Consider the following 2,221-nt stretch of genomic DNA (forward strand, 5'->3'; position numbering starts at 1 on the left):
TTGAATCCCCCGCTTCCGTGCTGGACAGCGGAAGGTAATCGCATCCACCACGATGATCGGGAAGGAGTTAGCGCAGGTCATACACGTCAGAGACGGAGCCTTGAGGGCTCAAGATAACGAAGCCGAGTCGCGTGGCATCCCGTTTCGGCGATGAGATCGCGATCTTCGTCCAGGATCGTCCAGTGCTCGAGCAGCTCATCGATGTGCATCGAGGGGTGTTTCATGACGGCCCAGCATTGACCAGGCAAGTCACAGCAAGATCAACGCCGTTGTTCACTGGGGCTCATGACACGTTTCTTACTGGCACGTCGGCCGTGAGTTCAGCCAGACTGAAGGACTTTCATCGCGAACATGCACCAGTTCGGTTAGTGAGGACTGAAAATGCGGAGAGTTCGTCGGAGTCCCCGGAGGCGCCGCTCCAAAGGGTCACTGCTGGGACGCCTGGTCGAGTTCGTCGGAGAGCAGGTGTTCGGCGACGGCGGAGTATCTGGCGGCGGTGCTGTGGGAGATCCCGAAGACCAGCGACAGGTGGAGCGGGTCCGCCCTCGCGGCGAGGGCGTCGTGGAGGATGCGGTCCTTGCGTATCCGGTCGACGCTGCATCCGGTGCGGTTCATCCGCAGCGTCACGAATTGCTGGCTGATAGGGCCGGCGCCGTGGGCGGTCTTGTCGCTGATGAGGACGTGTGGGTTGGAGGTGTGCGGCCAGGTGGTGCGGCGGTGGCGGAGCCAGCGGCTGAGCGCTCTGTGGCTGAGGTCGCCCAGTCGCTGACGACGGCCACCCAGGGTGATCCGCCGGTTGGCCAGGTCGAGGTCGTCGAGCGTCAGGCCTCGGATGGCTCCAGTGCGAGCGGCGTTCTCGGCCGCCAGGGCGATGATGACTCGTCCGGCGAGGTCGTCGGCCAGCTGCTCGATGGCCCGAATCTCCCCATCAGCCATGGGGAGTAGGGCGAAGTCCGCCGGGCGACCCTTCAGCCCGGTCGTCGGGTTGGAGAAGATCAGGCCGCGCTTCTTGGCGAATCCGAACAGTGACCTCAGGGCGCTGGTCGCGGTGGCGCGTCGTGAGCCGCTGAGCGGTCCAAGCGCCGCGCGGATGTCGGAGCGCGTGACCTCCCGCAGGCGGTCGTAGCCCGCCGCCCAGTCGTCAAGGAACGGCCTAATGCAGCCGAAGTAGACATAGATGCTGGACGCGGACCGAGGGCGTGACCTGGTGTCGCCGTTGAGCAGGACCAGCAGCCACTGACGGACAGGGGTGGTGAAGCCGGGTGCGAGAGGGCTTGTGACGCGGTCGATCCAGGATCTGATCGCCGGAACAGAGTCGTCGTGGAGCAGGTCCAGATCGGTGAGTACTTCGATGAGCCGAGGACGCGACACCCAGCGGTGCGGCCGGGCTCGGACCTCGCTGAGCGAGACACGCTCACCTGCGGGAAGGTCAGTCAGCACCGTGACGAGGCCATCCAGCACGCATCTGGTGGTCGAAGGGTTCCAGCCGCCGATTTGGCCGAGTTCTTGGGCGTGATGTGCCGCTGCCCGCAGCACCGGATCATTTGCTGTCACTGCTGGGTGCTGCCAGCGCGGTGGGACCGGCTGGCCGTTCTTGCGCCGGTAGTAGGAGGCTAACGCTGAGCAGGAGTTTCTGCAGTAGACCTGATCCCGGCGTCGCTTCTCCGGCAACGGGGTGCCGCAGTGTGCGCAGTTCATCGAGGGGGAAGCGACCTCCCGGCCCCGGTGCGCGGGGTGACTTGCCGATCTTGGCCGACCGCCGCCGTCTGGTCATCGTTGTGGTGCCGCGGCTCGGCGACAGCCTCGGGTTCGGGGATCAGTAGTTCATCGACGCCGCAGCCCAGCACGGTGCAGATGACGTCGAGCTCGTCGAGCTTGACCACGTTGGGACTTCCCGACCACAGTCCCGACATCTTGCCGGCGCTGATGACCAGGCCACGCTCGGCGAGCATCCGCTGGAACTCGCTGGCCTTCCAGATCCCGCGGTTCGCGGCCGCCAGGCGCAGGTTCCATTTCATCGGGTGAGTCCTTTCCATCGGTCGGCAACGCGGCGCTGTCCGGTGACCCAGGCGTCTTCAACATGGGTGGCATGGACGCCATCCGCGTCAGAGCTAATGAACCAGTCCCGGTCCGAAACACCTATCAGCCGCGGGTAGTTTGATCACCCGTTGGAAGAGGTTGGAGCAGGTGGCAGGACCACAGCAGGACCCCAAGCAGTCCC

The 2,221-nt window shown here is 65.0% G+C and carries 2 protein-coding genes; both read right to left on the reverse strand.

Annotated elements, in window-relative coordinates; translation table 11 throughout:
• Positions 1-426: 426 nt before the first annotated feature.
• Complete coding sequence (locus tag ACTWQA_RS58790) at positions 427-1,461, reverse strand: tyrosine-type recombinase/integrase (protein WP_443167458.1); 1,035 nt, start codon at positions 1,459-1,461, stop codon at positions 427-429.
• Positions 1,462-1,694: 233 nt separating this feature from the next.
• Positions 1,695-2,018 carry a helix-turn-helix domain-containing protein gene (locus ACTWQA_RS58795; protein ID WP_443167459.1) on the reverse strand — a complete coding sequence of 108 codons (324 nt, stop codon included), beginning with the start codon at positions 2,016-2,018 and terminating at the stop codon, positions 1,695-1,697.
• Positions 2,019-2,221 lie beyond the last annotated feature (203 nt).

The organism is Nonomuraea sp. 10N515B (assembly GCF_052245915.1).
In the GTDB taxonomy this organism is placed as follows: Bacteria; Actinomycetota; Actinomycetes; order Streptosporangiales; family Streptosporangiaceae; genus Nonomuraea.